The following is a 14,854-nucleotide window of genomic DNA, read 5'->3' as shown; positions in this document are numbered from 1 at the left end:
AGAAAATGAATAGAAGCACAGTATAATAACAACTATACAAAGAGATAGATATTGAAAAAAGATTTTTAATAAAAGGAGAAATGAAATTTGAAACCACCTGCAGATAACAATAAAGAAGGTGCGGAGTCGCATAAGTTGGAAAGTGAGAGTAAACCGATTTGGAAATCGATGTCGATGTTTTTAGTACCGTTATTATTAAGTAATGTACTACAATCAGTTGGACAATTATTTGGTATGGTAGTAGTAGGAAGATGGCTTGGAGTTAATGATTTAGCGGCTATATCAGCATTCTTTCCTTTGTTCTTTTTACTTGTTTCATTCGTAATTGGAATAGGTTCGGGTAGTTCTATTTTAATTGGTCAGGCGTTTGGTGCTAAAAACGAAGATCGTTTAAAAGCTATCGTTGGTACGACGTTGACATTTACCTTTATTATTGGATTTGTGTTAGCGATAATAGGCAGTATTTTTGCGATGGATATTATGCGTCTAATGGGAACGCCAGAAAATATTATTGAAATAAGTGTACATTATGCACGGATTTTATTTATATCGATGCCAGTATTATTTTTATATTTCGCATACACAACATTTATGAGGGGTACAGGAGATTCTAAAACGCCATTTTACTTTTTAATTGTAAGTACAGCGCTAAATATGATCTTATTACCGATTCTTATTTTTGGATGGTTAGGAGCTCCGAAATTAGATGTGTATGGAGCAGCCTATGCCTCTGTTATATCCACAGTTATTACGTTTATTGTCATGCTCGTGTATTTAAAGAAGAAAAATCACCCATTACAACTAGATGGAACGGTTAGAAAATATCTTCGAATGGATGGGGAGTTATTAAAGTTATTGTTAAGGCTCGGTATTCCAGCGAGTATTAATATGATATTAGTTTCATTATCTGAAATTGCGGTAATCGCATTTGTAAATCGTTACGGATCGGATGCAACAGCTGCTTACGGCGTTGTGAATCAAGTTGCAAGTTATGTACAAATGCCAGCAGTTAGCCTTGGTATTACAGTTTCTATTTTTGCAGCACAATCAATTGGGGCGAATCAATTTGATCGATTGCAGAAAGTTGTGAAGGCCGGAATTATTATGAACTACGTCATCGGTGGTGTGTTAATATCTCTTATTTACTTATTCTCAAGAGATATTTTATCACTATTTTTAACGAGTCAAACTACAATTGAAATTGCTCATAGCTTAGTTATGATTACGTTATGGAGTTATTTAATTTTCGGTCATGCACAAATTATTAGTGCGACAATGCGAGCGAGCGGTACAGTACTTTGGCCAACTGTTATTGGAGTTGTTTCAATTTGGCTTGTAGAAGTACCCGTAGCATATTATCTTTCTTACCATACAAGTCTTGGAATAGAAGGCATCTGGATCGGGTATCCAGCAGCATTTATTGTCAGCTTAATATTACAGTATGCATATTATAAGCTTTCATGGCAAAAGAAACGAATTACACGATTAGTTAGTTAAATAGAAAAATGTCCCTAAGTTATTAGACTTAGGGACATTTTTTCGTAAGTGCAGGTTTACAAATAGCTTTTTAAAGTTATATCAAAATGTTGTCTAATGAGTGTTTTATCACTCATATAAAACTCCCACGCTTTTTCCGGTTCACCGATAATCTCAAAGGATTCCTCTGTAATATATAAAGCGCAATTATCCTCCAGTGCAATTCCTTCTATATTCCCTTGATGATTTTGTAAAAAGGAATGGAAGGCGTTCATTCTGTTTAATTGATTATAATGTGGACAAAATCTTTTATTAACAATCCCCCATCCGTTACTCTCTATATAACCAGCACCTTCATAATCTGATCGGATACTAGACGTGAACCAACACATAGCACCAGCGCTATAACCAGCAATAAGTGTTCCTTGTTGCAGAGCCAATAATAATTTTTCATCGAGTCTATGTTCTTTCCATTGCGTAAGCATGTGAATATAGTTCCCGCCACCTAGATAAATTAAATCGGCTGAATGAATCATCTCGTCTATTTCATACTTAGAAGGTGAATCTGTTGTAGTACGTAAAATTTGTACTTCACAATGTAATTGTTTTTCAAACGTGTCTAAAAATAATTTTATATAGCTTTCATCATCATGACTAGCCGTTGGAATAAACAATATTTTTGGGTACTGTTTATTTGTTAATTCTATAAGGCGTTCATTAATAGGCAAGTGATTTGAATCTTGTAAATCACCGCCACCAATGACAGCTAATTTCATAGTAAAGCACCACCTAATCATTTTTGTTATATAAAAATTCGATAGAAGAGAGTTACATTCCTTCCGTAATGTAATCAATAATTAGAAAATATAGCTTAAGTATATCGGAATAGTAAAGAAAACACTGACTATATATATCAATGAATTAAAAACCTTTCATTGATATATAATATTTCATACTAATGTTTCAAAATATGGAAAAAATATGTTTAAATAGATATAATGACGCATTAATTCATATTGAATTTATGCTTATATTTTAAAAGGGCATCGGAAATAATAGTGATTTTCCAAAACAGTTTTTACTTTTAATAGGAACTTGTATTACAATATGGTAAAATTATTTCAATATATTTATTTAATATGAAATATAAAGAGGGAGCGTGAAAAAAGTGGATTTTCGATTTGAATTTACAACGAAGCTGAAAGAATACTTAGACGATGAGAAGGATGAAAAAATAATAAAAGATGGACACAGAGATGTAATTTTTCACTATTTATATGCGTTAGAGACTGAAATTGGCGTTGTTAAAAATCCTAATTTTACTTTTTTTGCATCAGGAAGACGTTCACATATAGTGTTAGAAAACGTTGAATTTAAAACAGAAGTAAATGTAAAAAGTAATATAATTGAAATTACAAAAATCGTGGATAATGTAGCTATTCCATTAGATACTATCGTAGCGAAAGATCGGGAATTATTTGCACTTGGGCGTAATGAAAAGTTTAGTGTGCAAATATTAGAGCAGTATCTCTTTGATACATTTGGAGATAAGTTAGGCTTATAATGAATAGAATGAGGTACGTATTTATAGGTAGTGAATTTTAGTTTATATTACTCGTGTTTGACCTCTCATTTAATTTGTACTACAATTCGTAGTGTGAAAGGAGTCATACGATGTTTACGCAAAACTATAGGTTAAATGAGCAAGGATTAAATCATTTCTTTGGACCGCTTGAAGCGAAGATTATGGAGATTATTTGGTCTACTGAAGGTATTACTATTAAAGAAGTCCAGCAGAAATTAAGTGAAGAATCGCCTGTGAATTTTAATACTGTTATGACAGTTATGAACAGGCTAGTAGAGAAATTACACCTAGAAAAACAGACTGTAAAAAGAAGTGGCATATATCGTGCTATACAAACGAAAGAAGAATTCTTATCCAATCAAACGAAGAAAATGACACAGGAATTAGTGGGGGAATTTGGAGATTTAGTTGTAACTCATATGATAGATGAGTTAGAGCAGGCTGATCCGAATTTAATAAAAAAATTAGAAGACAAATTGAATCAGTTAAAAAAAGAGGATCGATGAAATGAAATGGCAAATGCGTAAAATCGTATTGTTAGCGCTCATTGTTAGTACCCTCTTTTTCAGCTTGTTATTGTATTACGTTACATATCCATTTCTTTTTCAAAATAAGGCATTCTTCCTTTCAAAGTTTTGCTTGTTTCAGTTAGAAAAACATATGAAAGAACTATCAATGGTTCGTATTATAATAGCTGGGTTATTATTAATTACTGTATTGACCGTGTGTAAAAGAATTTGGCGGCAATTTTTTAATGGTAAAAAATTACAAAAACCACTTATCCCATTCATTAGAAAAGGGAAACAAATACATATACTGCCGACTGCGGAAGTTGCAGCGTTTACAATTGGATTATTCCGTCCGAAAGTTGTCATGTCGGAAGGTTTGCTTCAGACGTTTTCAGATGAAGAAATTGATGCAATTATTTTCCATGAAGAATATCATCAAAAGAATTGGGATCCGCTAAAATTATTTTGTTTTACGTTATTAGCAGAAGGGATGTTGTACATTCCGATATTAAAAGGATTGTTACAACGATATCATACGTATCAAGAGTTAGCAGCAGATAAATATGCGATGCAAAAAATGAAGTCTTCATTTGAGTTAGGTAGTGCGTTATTAAAATTAATTAAAATAAAGACAATGGAAAATCAATGTGTTACAGCTTCATTTGCAAAAACAGCAATAAATTTACGAATCGAGCAAGTGTTAAATGAAGAAGTTGTGAAGCTTAATATCCCGTTACATACGAATTCGGTATATGTAACAATAGGTTTATTCTGTGTGTCGATTGTACTTATTGTCGGAGAGTGCATATAGCCTCTTTTTTTAAGAATAAACACTACTCTATGTAGTGTGAGTTAAGGTGTTGTCATTTATGTCATCATGCTTTTTACCGCTATATACATCTTATTTATCATATATTACAGGTGTTTTATTGTATACAAATCAAATGATGGAAATCACAGTGTTCATTATTCGTCTATTTGGTGTGGAGTTACAGGATTTTAAAATAAGGAGGAAAAAGAGTGAAGAAACTAATTGCTATTATACTAGTAGGGGCACTCGTTTGGGCGGGGATCAATTTTTATAATTCAAAGAAAGAAGAGAAGGAAAGAAGAGCGAAACAAGCAGAGTTACAAGAGAAAGAAGTATTACCACAAGTAGGTTTTAAAGCACCTGGCATCACATTAAAAGGATTAGACGGAAAGTTGCAGTCGTTAAATGATGCAAAGGGAAAACCGTATATTATTAATTTTTGGGCATCATGGTGTGGGCCGTGTGAAATGGAGGCACCTGACTTAGTTCATATGTATGATAAATATAAAAAGGATGTTGAAATTTTTGCGGTGAATGCAACTGTTAGTGACCCAGTACAAGAAGCAAGCGCATTTGCTAATCGCTATGGGTTTGAGTTTCCTGTTCTATTAGATATGGACGGAGTAGCTGGACTAGATTATAAAGTATTCTCTTTACCGACGACATTTTTTGTTAATAAAGATGGAATTATAGTAGATCATGTACGAGGTGTATTACCACCAGATCAATTAGAAAAGAAATTTAAGAAATTGATTGAGAATTAAAAGGAGATTTCGTGACGATGGAGTGGATCGTGAGGTTACAACCCATATCTCTTATAATTGGAAGTCTATTTGGATTTATGTTGATGAAACGAAAGATGAGGCATCAAAATGTATTATATGAAAAAATGATGGATGCCGTAACAAATGCTTTTCTTATCATCGTATTTGTATGGAAGTTTGCACCAGCAATTTTAAATCCTGTATGGGCTTTTGTGGCGCCAGTGCAAGCAATATTAGCTGTTGGAAGTATGCAACATATTGTAGTAGGATGCGTGATTGCGAGTGTATACATTGTTTGGAAAAGTAAAAAGGAGCAATTTTCGCTTCGTATTTTACTTGATGCATTGCCTTTTGGTCTGTGTGTGAGTATTATCTTTTATTTTCTATTACATCATGAAGTAGGTGCACAAACGACACTACCATGGGGAATGAAAATATATGAATCTAAACTTTTATATCACCCTATTTTCGTATATGAGATCATCCTTGCTCTTTGTATAATGGGCTTGTTATGGATGAAAAATGAAAGGCTCGGAAATGGAAAGAATATAAGTTTGTTTCTAATTATTGTGGGGTCTTCACATATCATTATTTCAATCATTAGTGAACAAAATTCAGTTTTATTCGGTCTATCAATACAGCAAATAATGAGCTTTTGTATTATTAGTTTAGGGATTTTGTTGATACCGAAAAAATAAAAATAGCCATGTACAGAGAGTATCTGTGTATGGCTATCTTTTATAAGCGTATTTCTTCATCATATGCTAAATCATTATATTGTAGAAATCTAAAAACCCCTTTATTAGGGGTTTTTAGGTTTCTATAGGTCTGCATGTGTTTCTTGTTTATCTGTATCCCATTTTGGAAGTTGTTTTGCTTGTTGACTTTCAGTAAAATTATTAAATCCAAAAGCAAGTATGCATGTAAAGGTTAAAATAGCTAAACTAATCTTTTTCATTATCTTAGTGCCTCCTTAGTTAATAATTTTTGTTTTGCTTCGTAAGTTTTGAAAAAATATTTTTGAGATTTCTCTATTTTATTCACTTTATGAAATTCTACTGCTAATAATTCGTAATATTCTTGTACATAATCGTATAATTCTTTACTGTTAAAATATGTAGTGCCTGCAATGATTGCATTTTCTAAGTCGCCTAGAATACCAGTGTGTTGTATTTTTAAGATAGTGAAGTGGTGTTTATATTCTTGATTATTTAATTCATTACAAATTTCTAAGCCTTTTTGAACCCAAACGTTTGCAAGTTCTTTTTCATTTAAACAAAAATGTTCTTTTGCTTGTAGAAAATTGGCTTTTAGGTGTTTAGGTAATTTGTTTGTAACTATTGTAAGATGTCTAATAGCAAGGGTTGATAGATTTTGAGAAGAGTAGAGCCAACCTAAGTTATTTCGAACTTTTAAGATTAGTGTGTCGTCTTTCAGTTTTTGTAAAATATTGATTGCTGAATTATAGTTCTCTTCGGCTTGCTCGAATTGTTTTAAATAAACAGAACATGAGCCTAAAATATTTTCGCATAGAGCTATTTTAATTTCATAACGTGGATATTTTGAGAAGATCTCTTTAGCTTGATTTGCATAATTGATTGCTGTAAGTGGTTTGTTTGTATGGTGATTAAATATAGCGAATTTATATTTATATTCAGCTTCTTCTAGTTCGCCTGGTACATGTTTTAAAAGGGATTCAGCTTTTTCGTATTCTTTTTTTGCTTCATCATAATTTCCAATCATGGTAGCATGTTCAGCTTTAAAAAAGTGATAATAATAAGTAATAAAGTCTTCAGTTATTGGATTGTCTAAACGCACAATTTGACTAAAAGTATCATACTTAATGTTTGTCCAATCGGTTAGGACCTTATATTTAAAGTTTAGTAGGGAGTAGTAAAGCGATAGATTTTAATCAGCTTCAATTTTATTAATCTGTTCCTCTATTTTTTCTTTTAATTGTTTCGCTTCAATTAACTGCTCCGCTACCATTACTTGATATAAAATGTTTAATTCGTTGACAATCTGTTCATGTTCTTTTAATAACACACTCATTATATATTCTCCCATCCGATAAAAGTATCCTAATTTAATTATTTCTATAATAGCAAAATAGAAGAAGTATAAGAATGATTTTACCATATTTTTCAACAAAATTCCGAAAAATCAATTAACTTCCATATAAATATTACAAATGCCTCTGGTAGTGGTGGGATGAATCTGACTCATGATACGTTAACATTAATGGGGGAGGGATAGTTTCACTTGTAAATATGTTTTTAGTAGGATTGTTCGGATTGGGTCCAACTGTTAAGTTTTTAACAAAAATTTCACTTTCTTATTTAATAAAAACAGGATAATCCGTATTTTATAAGAATCATCCTGTTTTTATTGATATATTAAAAAATCGGTGGAGTAACAGAAAATAAAACTACCGCATTTTTCTCAAAATGATTCACCCATTTATGCTTTAAATAAGCAGGTATTTTTACACTATCGCCAGTTTCTAATATGTATTCTTCCTCGTTTAAATATAATGTGATTTTCCCATCTAAGACAAATGCTAATTCTTCTCCTTTATGTTCTAGTACATTTTCTGATGAAGCTGTATTAGGCGGGATAGTCAGAATTGCTGTTGCTAAATTTCCAGTAAAATCAGGTGAAAGCATTTCATATGATAAATTATCGATAATCATTTTCTTTCGTTTATGGGAACGTACAATTAAATCGTCTGTATTTGTTTCTTCCAGTAAAAAACTAAATGTTGGAACATCAAGAGCTTTAGCAAGTACTTTTAATGTTTGAATAGAAGGGTTAGCAGACCCGCGCTCAATTTGACTTAACATAGATGGTGTAATATCGGCCATCTTTGCTAGTTCTTTACTAGTTAAACCCTTTTCTTTTCTTTGTTTTTCAATCTTTTTACCAATATCTATATTTTCCATAATGAAAATCTCCTTAATGAATATTAAATTATATTTAAATAAATTAAACTAAAATTAATTTTTATGTTAAACTATATTAAAATTAATTTAATTATAATTTATTAAATCGCAAGCTACAAGGTGATGAGGAGGAAGAGGAATGAAGGAAATAGAGAAATTAAAAGAACAATATCCACTATTAAACAAGCTAATCGCAACGGAAGAAGTCTTTTGGATGAATCCGAATACGAAAAAGTATGAGACGGCAATAAAAGACTCGCCACTGAATGAAGGAAATGTAAAAGACGCGGAAGAGAGATTAAAGCGTTTTGCACCATATATTGCGAAAGTTTTTCCTGAAACGAAAGAGACGAACGGCATAATTGAATCACCTTTAGTGAAAATACCTTCTATGAAAGAAGCTTTAGAGAAAAATTACGAGCAACCTATTTTAGGGGAATTATTATTAAAATGTGATAGTCATCTGCCGATATCAGGATCAATAAAAGCTAGGGGCGGCATTTATGAAGTATTGAAACATGCTGAACAACTAGCATTGCAGCATGGAATGTTAACAGAAGAAGATGATTATTCTATTTTAGATAGTGATACATGTAGAGAGTTTTTCGCGAAATATTCAATTGCGGTAGGTTCTACAGGTAATTTAGGATTGAGTATTGGGATTATGAGTGCAAAACTAGGTTTTAATGTCACTGTTCATATGTCAGCAGATGCGAAACAATGGAAAAAAGATTTATTAAGAAGTAAAGGTGTAAATGTTATTGAATATGAAGATGATTATAGTAAAGCTGTAGAAGAAGGAAGAAGGCAAGCTGATGCTGATCCTAGCTGTTATTTTGTAGATGATGAAAATTCACATGATTTATTTTTAGGATACGCAGTAGCGGCATCACGATTACAAAAGCAATTAGAAAAGTTAGAGATTGTAGTAGATGAAGAACATCCTCTATTCGTTTATTTACCATGTGGTGTCGGGGGCGGACCTGGCGGAGTAGCATTTGGTTTAAAGTTATTGTATAAAGACAACGTTCATTGTTTCTTTGCAGAGCCAACACATTCTCCATGTATGTTACTCGGCTTAATGACAGGCCTTCATGACAAAATTGCTGTTCAAGATATCGGAATTGATAATGTAACAGATGCGGATGGACTTGCGGTAGGAAGACCGTCTGGATTTGTTGGGAAAACGATGGAACCATTTTTAAGTGGAAATTATACAGTAAGCGATGAAGAGTTATATAGATTGTTAAAAGAACTGGCTGATACGGAGAATATTTATTTAGAGCCTTCTGCACTAGCAGGTATGATAGGGCCAGTGAAAGTATGTAAAGAAGATGAGTATTTACAAAAGCAACAGTTAACAGAGAAGGTGACAAAAGGTACTCATATTGTGTGGGGAACGGGTGGAAGTATGGTTCCACAAGATGTAATGAGTGATTATTATAAGAAAGGTTTAGAATTAACAATATAAGAAAAATGAGGCTAGTTGTAGCCTCATTTTTTTCATGTACATAAAAATCTTTGTTATTTTCATAATAGTTCTTTATAGTATATATAAAGGATAACTAATATTGAATAAATACAACAAAAAGCTTTATTTTACATAATAAGAGGATGTGTATACGATGTCATTACAGACTAAATATATAGCGGGTATTTCGCTTGGGGTTATGGGTGTCGGTTTTGCGGCTTCTATCCCTTTTCAAGGAACGGTAGCAGGGGAGATTATACAAGGGGGATTTGAAGCCGGATTGGTTGGTGGACTTGCGGATTGGTTCGCGGTTACAGCATTGTTCCGTCATCCGATGGGGATCCCAATTCCGCATACCGCATTGCTACCTAAAAATCGTAAACGGGTAACGAAAGGGCTTATTCATACGTTAGAAAATGAATGGCTGACGAAAGAAAGTATTACGAATAAAGTAAAAGAGATGCAGTTAGCACAAATGGTGCTGCAAATTGCTGAAAGAGAAATACAGTCTGATGCTGTGAAAAAAGGGATTGTAACGATTGCAGAGAAAGCGATTGTAACAATAGATACAGAAAAGCTAGCTGTTATTATTGAAAAAGAATTAAAAACATATTTACATACAATTAATACAAGTAACATTTTACAAGTGCTTGTTGATCAATTAGTTGTGCAAGAATATGATGAAAAGACACTTGATCACATATTAGTAAAAGTGAAAGATTGGACAGCGCAAGATGAAGCTCGTTACCAACTCGGAAGCTTAGGTATGAAGGCAATGGAAAATATAAAAGTAGATGGGTTCTTGCAGTTTACTTTGAAATCATTTATGAATATTGTAGATGAAGATAAAATTGGTGGCATTTTGCAGAAGTTTATCATTAGTAATATTAACAGCTTACAAGATGCGGATAATAGCACAAGACAACTTATATTGGCGAAGATTCGTCAAGAAATTATAAATGTAAAAGAAAATGAAGCTTTATTACAGGGATTAGAAAATTGGAAAGAAAAGTGGATTGCGAATTGGAATGCTACTGACAAAATAAAAGAGATGCTGGAGCAAGTGCAACAAAGAGCAGTTACTTTTGTAAAAAATGAAGAATTTGCTGATAAATATGTTATTCCATTTTTACAAAAACAAATGAATCAAATAAAAGAAGACGAAATGACTGTTCAAAAAATAGAAGATTGGTTACAAAAACAAGTTGTGAATCTTGTTGAGAAGAACCATTCGAAAATCGGTAAGCTTGTACAAGAAAACCTGGATAAGTTAGATGATAAAACATTAATCGAAATGATTGAAAATAATGTCGGTAAAGATTTGCAGTGGATCCGTGTGAACGGTGCTGTGTGTGGATTTATGATTGGATTAATTTTAGAAGGAATTAAAGCGATTATATAAGAAAAACCTTCCACAATTGTGGAAGGTTTTTCTTATTTTTCGATAACGCTCATATTCAAATTATAAGCTTTCTCAATATTTAACCTGTACGTCCCATTTCCAGTTTTAATCGAATTTTTATACCAATGTTCTTGCTCGTTTAATTCTGGATGTTCTTCTGAAGAATTATTTTCTTTTTTCGTTAAATCTTCTACTTGCTCCCAAGGTGTGTTTCCGTGTGTTTCTTTTTGATTTGTTATTGCTGTTAAAGAAACATCACTTTCTTTAGCTAAATGAACAGATACACTTGAGTTGTTTTGTACAAACCAATTATTTTGTAATTGGCCAGGATAAAGAGATAGCTCGTTATTTGAAGCGCGAATTTCCACATTTTTATTTTGCGGAAGAACAAGCGTTGGTTTCACCTGTGGTGCTGAGTTAAATAACGTATGCTGAACAGGTAATGATTTTAAAGCGATGTACATCGTTTCTCCAGCCGTTTGAACCGAAAGGAAATCATCTCGTTTTAAATTGAGTTTTTCATTTGCTTTCGTCGTCATTTCATAAGTTCCCAAAAGATGAATTTGATTTGTATTATTTCCCTCTATCGTTAGAGGTTGATGTCCCGCATCTACTACGATTTTTTTGATAGATTCAGGTATATCAAATTGTCCGTCTGGAATATTACTCGTTTGCCTCGTTGTGTTAATAGAATGACGAACTTCTTCTAGTAATCCAGTTGATAATAAACAGTAAAAAGCAATTCCGACACTTCCTAAAACACCGATAAAGAAAATACTAAAAATATCATATTTAATAAATGATTGTTCCTTCTTAGAAAATAGAAGGTATAGTAAAACTTCAGCTCCAAGTATGATAAGTAAAACTGGCCACCATGCAGTTAATGTATCTAATACTTGAATTCCTTTTACGACTGAAAATAGTAAAAAGCATCCTAACGATATAATAGAAAGCCCCATTGAGAATGTTCCAACACGCCAAGTCCTCATTCGCTTGTCCCACCTTTGTTTTCTTTATTTCCAAGTAACAATTTAAAGCCGCCGCCAATTAAAAGGAGCGCAACGATAGATGTCTGGAAATAGCGATAATATAGTTCACTAAGATGAATATTAAATATAGTTACAAAATAATCATTCAAAATAGGAAGGACTGTTTGATTTAATAAATAATAACCACCGAGCGTAATTAATCCGATACCAATCCATCTTTGATGATTTATAAAATAATCGATAATGGGTTCGTCTTGTACTCGTTCTTTTCCGTATTTTGCTGTTTGCTGTAACGCATCAAAAAAGCTATAGAACCAAATGATTGGTACTAAAAATAAAAACGCAGAAAGTCTTAATAAGTCGAGTAAATAAATAGATAGTAAAAAGGCTGCCATAAGTTGAAGACCACGGCGTTGTAAACCTAAATACATATGACCTGCTCCAGGGAACATCGCTAAAATAGAAGCAAATGTTTTACTTTTCTTTCCTTGCTCTCGATGTTCTTCAAAATCTTCGAAAATAGTACGGTCAATTAATTGCTCGTCGCGTTCTTTTTTCTGTAGTTGCTGAACAACGTCAAAGAAATTATAAATCCATAAAACAGGTAACGTAATAAGAAAGATAAGGAAACTTCCTTGAGATGTTAATAATGTTACAAATATAATCATGCTGCCTAAGCCAGCGCAAGCGACTAAAAACGTAAGGCCGCGTTGCATAAGTCCTAATTGGAAATGGCCAAGTCCAGGGATGATGGATAGGAGAATGATATAAAATCGTTCGCTCTCTTTAGAAGAATTTATCAATTCTCCAGCTTCTTGTTTTTTCGTTTGTTTTATAATGGTGATAACTAAATCTAGTAAGTTAATTACCCATAGAACAGCTAGTAAAAATAGAGAAAGAAAAGCAATATCACGTCCTCTTACTACTATGGTACAAAATACTGCAAAGGAGAATAGAAATAAAGATCCTCCGCTATATAGAATAAACCGTCCTAGCTTTTTTAAGTATAAATGTCCAAGCCCAGGAATTAGCCCTAATACAAGTGCTAAAAAGGGGTTTTTATTCATGCTTTAAACCTCCGTCCTTTTTTGATGTATCTACCGATTTGTTTACAATTTGTTGTGAGATAGAAGACTCGTTATGTTTTGAAGATTTCTCGAAATTTGATGTCGCTGTAAAAATATATTGGAATAAACCACTTACCATAAAAATAATTGTAGCTGCAGTCGCAATTATGTAGTGAATAATTGTGCGTTTTAGTGAGTTTGTTTTTATATTTTCATTAGGTTGTAGCGTTTCAAAATTAATTTGCGTCATAACTTCGTTCGTAAATGAATCATCATTTATCATTGGAAGGTTTTCATGTTGTTCATCAATACTTTCCATATAAAGTGCTAAACAATGATCACATTCATAAAGGTGTTCTTCCATAGATTCACGTTCATTGTTTTCTATAAAATCTAATGTATAATTGCGCCAATCTTCTTTTGAATAATGCATCATAGAAACTCTTCCTCCTTCCAATGTTTTTTTATCCATTTTCTTGCCCGATACAGTTTCATTTCTACTGTTTTCACTTCGATGTTTTCTTGGAAAGCAATTTCTTGATAACTTTTTTCCTCTAAGTAATGCGCGAGAACAACGTCACGGTAATTTTCCGGAAGTTCTCTCAGTTTTTGAGCAATGAGTAATTTTTGCTCTTTCGTCAATAGTAAAGCTTCAATGTTATGAGAGGATTTTATATTTTCCTCTGTTTCTTTACATAAGGAGAGTTCTTCGTGTTCTCTAGCTTTCTTTCTCTTATAATCAATAGCGTGATTGGTGGCAATACGTGCCATCCACGTTTTTAATCCGCGAAATTGATAATTTGGGAGAGAGGTATGAATTTTTACGAATACTTCTTGTGTAACATCTTTAGCATCTTCTTCATGTCTTAAAATAGAAAAGATAACTTGAAAAATATAATGACGATATGTTTGTACAAGGATACGAAAAGCATGCTCGCTTCCTTGCTGTGCTTTTTCAATTAATTGTTTTTCCTCAATCGGTCTCTCCCTCCTTTTTGACGCATTCTATTATATAGACGTAAAGAATGATAAGTCACCCTACACATTTTATAAAAAAAGAATAATATATTTTTTGCAGGAGAGCTAGATGAAAAAAGGTGTGAAAAAATGGTAAAGAGAAGTATATAATGAGCAAGTAGGAAATGTTACGGGAAGAAAGGATGTGAATGTTAGTAGGGATGGTCCATACTAACAAACATGAAAATTAAAATATTAATAGCAGATGATAACTCTTTTATTAGAGAAGGCATGAAAATTATTTTAAATACATATGAAGAGTTTGAAGTTGTAGATACAGTAAATGATGGGAAAGAAGCAGTGGAGTATTGCAAAAAGAACGACGTTGATATCGCTCTATTAGATGTTCGTATGCCAAATATGAACGGGGTAGAGGCGACGAAATTCATTTGTGAAGAGACGAAAACAAAACCGCTTATTTTAACGACGTTTGATGATGATGAATATATTTTGGATGCAGTGAAGAACGGAGCGAAAGGTTATTTATTGAAAAATAATGATCCAGAGCGTATTCGTGATGCGATAAAAGGAGTATATAACGGCCAAACAGTTATGCAAGATGTAGTTCTCGATAAAATTAAGTCTAATTTAATGGAAAGTAAAGAGGAAGAATGTAAAATAGATACAAGTCTTTTTACAGAAAGAGAGCTGAGTATTATCGCATTAATTGCAAAAGGCTTTTCGAATAAAGAAATCTCGAAGCAACTTTTCATATCAGAAGGAACAATTGCAAATTATATTACGTCAGTTTTAGGGAAAACTGGACTGGAACATCGCACACAAATTGCGATTTATTATTTGACAGGGAAAGTAGATTAAAG

At 32.6% G+C, this 14,854-nt stretch carries 16 protein-coding genes and 1 pseudogene; 9 read left to right on the top strand and 8 right to left on the bottom strand.

Annotated elements, in window-relative coordinates:
- Nucleotides 1-87: 87 nt before the first annotated feature.
- Complete coding sequence (locus MR170_RS06140; RefSeq protein ID WP_242307741.1) at nucleotides 88-1,497, top strand: MATE family efflux transporter; 1,410 nt, start codon at nucleotides 88-90, stop codon at nucleotides 1,495-1,497.
- Between the two features lie 56 nt (nucleotides 1,498-1,553).
- Here the strand turns inward: MR170_RS06140 and MR170_RS06135 are convergent, their stop codons facing one another.
- Nucleotides 1,554-2,252, bottom strand: a complete 699-nt coding sequence (locus MR170_RS06135) for a peptidase E (protein ID WP_016082128.1) — start codon at nucleotides 2,250-2,252, stop codon at nucleotides 1,554-1,556.
- A 392-nt stretch (nucleotides 2,253-2,644) separates the two neighbouring features.
- Here MR170_RS06135 and MR170_RS06130 point away from each other — a divergent pair, with 392 nt between their 5' ends.
- The 5 genes from MR170_RS06130 (at nucleotide 2,645) to MR170_RS06110 (ending at nucleotide 5,843) form a co-directional block, all read left to right on the top strand.
- Nucleotides 2,645-3,040 carry a DUF3942 family protein gene (locus tag MR170_RS06130; RefSeq protein WP_000347524.1) on the top strand — a complete coding sequence of 132 codons (396 nt, stop codon included), beginning with the start codon at nucleotides 2,645-2,647 and terminating at the stop codon, nucleotides 3,038-3,040.
- A 110-nt stretch (nucleotides 3,041-3,150) separates the two neighbouring features.
- Nucleotides 3,151-3,567: a BlaI/MecI/CopY family transcriptional regulator gene (locus tag MR170_RS06125; RefSeq protein ID WP_000495076.1), complete on the top strand. Its 417-nt coding sequence runs from the start codon at nucleotides 3,151-3,153 to the stop codon at nucleotides 3,565-3,567.
- A 1-nt stretch (nucleotide 3,568) separates the two neighbouring features.
- Complete coding sequence (locus tag MR170_RS06120; protein WP_242307740.1) at nucleotides 3,569-4,381, top strand: M56 family metallopeptidase; 813 nt, start codon at nucleotides 3,569-3,571, stop codon at nucleotides 4,379-4,381.
- Between the two features lie 209 nt (nucleotides 4,382-4,590).
- Nucleotides 4,591-5,145: a TlpA family protein disulfide reductase gene (locus tag MR170_RS06115; protein WP_016082125.1), complete on the top strand. Its 555-nt coding sequence runs from the start codon at nucleotides 4,591-4,593 to the stop codon at nucleotides 5,143-5,145.
- Nucleotides 5,146-5,162: 17 nt separating this feature from the next.
- Nucleotides 5,163-5,843 (top strand): prolipoprotein diacylglyceryl transferase family protein, encoded by a 681-nt coding sequence (locus MR170_RS06110; RefSeq protein WP_016082124.1) that lies wholly within the window; start codon nucleotides 5,163-5,165, stop codon nucleotides 5,841-5,843.
- A gap of 122 nt (nucleotides 5,844-5,965) precedes the next feature.
- On the opposite strand, the gene MR170_RS06105 is transcribed toward MR170_RS06110, so the two are convergent.
- The 3 genes and pseudogenes from MR170_RS06105 to MR170_RS06095 form a co-directional block, all read right to left on the bottom strand.
- Nucleotides 5,966-6,103: a hypothetical protein gene (locus tag MR170_RS06105; RefSeq protein ID WP_000724012.1), complete on the bottom strand. Its 138-nt coding sequence runs from the start codon at nucleotides 6,101-6,103 to the stop codon at nucleotides 5,966-5,968.
- Nucleotides 6,103-7,197 (bottom strand): annotated as a pseudogene (locus MR170_RS06100) (response regulator aspartate phosphatase). Before MR170_RS06100 ends, MR170_RS06105 begins: the two are co-directional and overlap by 1 nt.
- Nucleotides 7,198-7,541: 344 nt before the next feature.
- The gene (locus MR170_RS06095) at nucleotides 7,542-8,087 is read right to left on the bottom strand and encodes a helix-turn-helix domain-containing protein (protein ID WP_242307737.1); all 546 of its coding nucleotides are present in this window, start codon (nucleotides 8,085-8,087) and stop codon (nucleotides 7,542-7,544) included.
- 139 nt (nucleotides 8,088-8,226) lie between these two features.
- On the opposite strand from MR170_RS06095, the gene MR170_RS06090 reads away from it, so the two are divergent.
- Nucleotides 8,227-9,558: a D-serine ammonia-lyase gene (locus MR170_RS06090; protein ID WP_016082120.1), complete on the top strand. Its 1,332-nt coding sequence runs from the start codon at nucleotides 8,227-8,229 to the stop codon at nucleotides 9,556-9,558.
- A 154-nt stretch (nucleotides 9,559-9,712) separates the two neighbouring features.
- The gene (locus tag MR170_RS06085) at nucleotides 9,713-10,960 is read left to right on the top strand and encodes a DUF445 domain-containing protein (protein ID WP_242307735.1); all 1,248 of its coding nucleotides are present in this window, start codon (nucleotides 9,713-9,715) and stop codon (nucleotides 10,958-10,960) included.
- 32 nt (nucleotides 10,961-10,992) lie between these two features.
- Here the strand turns inward: MR170_RS06085 and exsE are convergent, their stop codons facing one another.
- The 4 genes from exsE to MR170_RS06065 are packed head-to-tail and all read right to left on the bottom strand — an operon-like array spanning nucleotide 10,993 to nucleotide 13,937.
- Entirely contained in the window at nucleotides 10,993-11,949 is a 957-nt protein-coding gene (gene exsE, locus MR170_RS06080) for an exosporium protein ExsE (RefSeq protein WP_242307721.1), read from the bottom strand.
- Nucleotides 11,946-13,016, bottom strand: coding sequence for a hypothetical protein (locus MR170_RS06075; RefSeq protein WP_016082117.1), 1,071 nt, complete (start codon nucleotides 13,014-13,016; stop codon nucleotides 11,946-11,948). Before MR170_RS06075 ends, exsE begins: the two co-directional genes overlap by 4 nt.
- A complete protein-coding gene (locus MR170_RS06070; RefSeq protein WP_016082116.1) occupies nucleotides 13,009-13,452 on the bottom strand; it encodes a hypothetical protein in 444 nt (147 codons plus the stop codon). The genes MR170_RS06075 and MR170_RS06070 overlap by 8 nt, the downstream gene beginning before the upstream one ends.
- Nucleotides 13,449-13,937, bottom strand: coding sequence for an RNA polymerase sigma factor (locus MR170_RS06065; RefSeq protein ID WP_071730900.1), 489 nt, complete (start codon nucleotides 13,935-13,937; stop codon nucleotides 13,449-13,451). Before MR170_RS06065 ends, MR170_RS06070 begins: the two co-directional genes overlap by 4 nt.
- A gap of 276 nt (nucleotides 13,938-14,213) precedes the next feature.
- On the opposite strand from MR170_RS06065, the gene MR170_RS06060 reads away from it, so the two are divergent.
- Nucleotides 14,214-14,852: a response regulator transcription factor gene (locus tag MR170_RS06060; RefSeq protein WP_071722977.1), complete on the top strand. Its 639-nt coding sequence runs from the start codon at nucleotides 14,214-14,216 to the stop codon at nucleotides 14,850-14,852.
- Nucleotides 14,853-14,854 lie beyond the last annotated feature (2 nt).

This window comes from Bacillus cereus group sp. BfR-BA-01524 (assembly GCF_022662595.1).
GTDB lineage: Bacteria > Bacillota > Bacilli > Bacillales > Bacillaceae_G > Bacillus_A > Bacillus_A thuringiensis_S.
This window is presented reverse-complemented; position numbering and strand designations above follow the sequence as displayed.